The sequence below is a fragment of the Desulfobacter postgatei 2ac9 genome (assembly GCF_000233695.2).
Classification (GTDB): domain Bacteria; phylum Desulfobacterota; class Desulfobacteria; order Desulfobacterales; family Desulfobacteraceae; genus Desulfobacter; species Desulfobacter postgatei.
The window spans coordinates 3,518,996-3,521,500 of sequence record NZ_CM001488.1; the positions used below are offsets into that span (position 1 = coordinate 3,518,996).

Sequence of the window (2,505 nt, forward strand, 5' to 3'; positions counted from 1 at the left end):
GATGGGAAACTCTGTAAAATATATTGCAACTTCAATTGCCTGGAGTGGCATTTCGAAAATATTGAATACTGCCTTAAAGTTATTTCAATCCCATTACTGCTACATTACTTCGGCAAGGAATCCTTTGGCTTGATTACATTGGCGGTTGCTACCAATGCCTATATGCAGTTGCTTGATATGGGGATGAATTATGGTACCGTCAGGTTCTTTTCCCAGTGGATTGTCGCAAAAAATTATGACCTGCTAAACAGAGTGGCACGCACAAACATCACCTTTTATCTTTGTCTGGGCGCTATCAATTGTCTGGTTTTATTGATGCTTGCATGGCAGGGAAACAGCCTTTTCAAAATTACCTCCGAACAATTTATTACCTTCAGGTACCTGTTGTACATATTGGCCGGGATGAGTGTTATAAATTGGACAGCCTTTGTGTTTAACCAGCTATTGATTGCCGATGAAAAAATTGCCTTTGTGCATCAGATGATGTCCGTCCGCACCCTATCCAATTTTTTGATCGTGTTGCTTACTATTCATTTTAAGTGGTCACTTATCCAATGTTTTTTATACGATTCAATGCTAAATATGCTGATTATTGCTCCCTGTTGCTTGATGAGCAAAAAAAGAGGGAATGCGCCCGTTCTGAGGGGGCTTGGGGCTGGTAACAGCCCCTGGCTACCCGATTATTAATATTTCCTGCTTTAGATTGAATTCCAAAAGGTGTTAAAATGAAAATTAATTACAACTTCGAGTGGAATCCAATAAAGGCTCGTAAGAACCTGAATAAACATAAGGTAGCATTTGATGAAGCGGCAACGATATTTCAAGATTCAAAGGCACTTTCCATATTTGATCCAGACCACAGCGAGATTGAAGAGAGATGGATAACCATAGGTTTTTCAGAGAAAGGGAGAGTGCTTGTTGTGAGTCACACTTTTATTGAAGAAAACGAAAACTCAGTTACGATTAGGATTATTTCAAGCCGAAAAGCAACAAAGAAAGAAATTAAAGCATATGGTGAATGACATGAGAGATGAGTATGATTTTTCAAAAGGAGAGAGAGGTAAATTTTATCGACAAGATTCAAAGCTAAATATACCAATTTATCTTGTTGATGAGGAAGTCTTAGATTTTGTTAAAAAGATAGCCTCTAAAAAGGGAATCGACAGGTCAAAAGTTGTTAGTGATCTTATTAAAGGCAATATAAAGATTGCTCAGGCAATTGAATAAGTTATTGAGGCGAATCGGGTGTGTCCCACCTGTTACATAAGATGATTGTTTAATTTGACAAATCAGGCTCAAAATTAAGCCGCAATCGAATTTTATGAAAATTTGATCGCTTTTTTTACTCTTTGGGATAGGAGTAGTAGCCATTTTTCATGGAAATAGACCTTTTTAAAGGATTTATGGGCATTTTAAAATTGGTCTGATTTTTGCTGAGATGTAATGGGTGGGACACACCCCAAAAAAGGGCAGCCTGGCCAAAATTACTGGGTGGGTTCCGGCCAAGCTCGCCCACTCAAGGAATATGTAAAAACAATGGCCTCTCTTTACCCGTCGGGACAGCCCCTTCGGTTTGGCGAGATGCCCTATAATGATATTTCCTTGAAAAAAGAAGATTTTTCAATAGAAAGCCTGACCAGGGATACGGGGTTTTTCCCCACGTAAAAGTATGAGGATATTGTGCATGAACTTTATTCGTGGCTGATGGAGTTGGCCAATAGCTGATATATTTGGTTACAAGTTTTGACAATTTTTTCCTGTTTTTGTTGTATGCAATGGGTGCTTTCTCCCTGTTGGACAATTACAATCAAAATTGGAGAACTAACAGCAATTTGATATATAAATTCTCGGGGGAGGAGCGCACCTTTTTATTGATGGGAAACTCTGTAAAATATATTGCAACTTCAATTGCCTGGAGTGGCATTTCGAAAATATTGAATACTGCCTTAAAGTTTATTTCAATCCCATTACTGCTACATTACTTCGGCAAGGAATCCTTTGGCTTGATTACATTGGCGGTTGCTACCAATGCCTATATGCAGTTGCTTGATATGGGGATGAATTATGGTACCGTCAGGTTCTTTTCCCAGTGGATTGTCGCAAAAAATTATGACCTGCTAAACAGAGTGGCACGCACAAACATCACCTTTTATCTTTGTCTGGGCGCTATCAATTGTCTGGTTTTATTGATGCTTGCATGGCAGGGAAACAGCCTTTTCAAAATTACCTCCGAACAATTTATTACCTTCAGGTACCTGTTGTACATATTGGCCGGGATGAGTGTTATAAATTGGACAGCCTTTGTGTTTAACCAGCTATTGATTGCCGATGAAAAATTGCCTTTGTGCATCAGATGATGTCCGTCCGCACCCTATCCAATTTTTTGATCGTGTTGCTTACTATTCATTTTAAGTGGTCACTTATCCAATGTTTTTTATACGATTCAATGCTAAATATGCTGATTATTGCTCCCTGTTGCTTGATGAGCAAAAAAAGAGGGAATGC

5 protein-coding genes are annotated in these 2,505 nt (G+C 38.8%); all 5 read left to right on the forward strand.

Features of this window, described 5'->3' with window-relative positions; all coding sequences use genetic code 11:
• Positions 1-687, forward strand: a 687-nt coding sequence (locus DESPODRAFT_RS20695; RefSeq protein ID WP_004074954.1) for a lipopolysaccharide biosynthesis protein, incomplete at its 5' end; no start/stop codon positions are given.
• Between the two features lie 38 nt (positions 688-725).
• The gene (locus DESPODRAFT_RS16300) at positions 726-1,022 is read left to right on the forward strand and encodes a BrnT family toxin (RefSeq protein ID WP_004074957.1); all 297 of its coding nucleotides are present in this window, start codon (positions 726-728) and stop codon (positions 1,020-1,022) included.
• A gap of 1 nt (position 1,023) precedes the next feature.
• On the forward strand, positions 1,024-1,227 hold the full coding sequence (locus DESPODRAFT_RS16305) for a hypothetical protein (RefSeq protein WP_040016427.1): 204 nt from the start codon (positions 1,024-1,026) through the stop codon (positions 1,225-1,227).
• Between the two features lie 216 nt (positions 1,228-1,443).
• Entirely contained in the window at positions 1,444-1,665 is a 222-nt protein-coding gene (locus DESPODRAFT_RS20145; RefSeq protein WP_157488511.1) for a hypothetical protein, read from the forward strand.
• Positions 1,666-1,775: 110 nt separating this feature from the next.
• Positions 1,776-2,357, forward strand: coding sequence for a lipopolysaccharide biosynthesis protein (locus DESPODRAFT_RS20440; RefSeq protein WP_004074960.1), 582 nt, complete (start codon positions 1,776-1,778; stop codon positions 2,355-2,357).
• Positions 2,358-2,505: the final 148 nt, after the last annotated feature.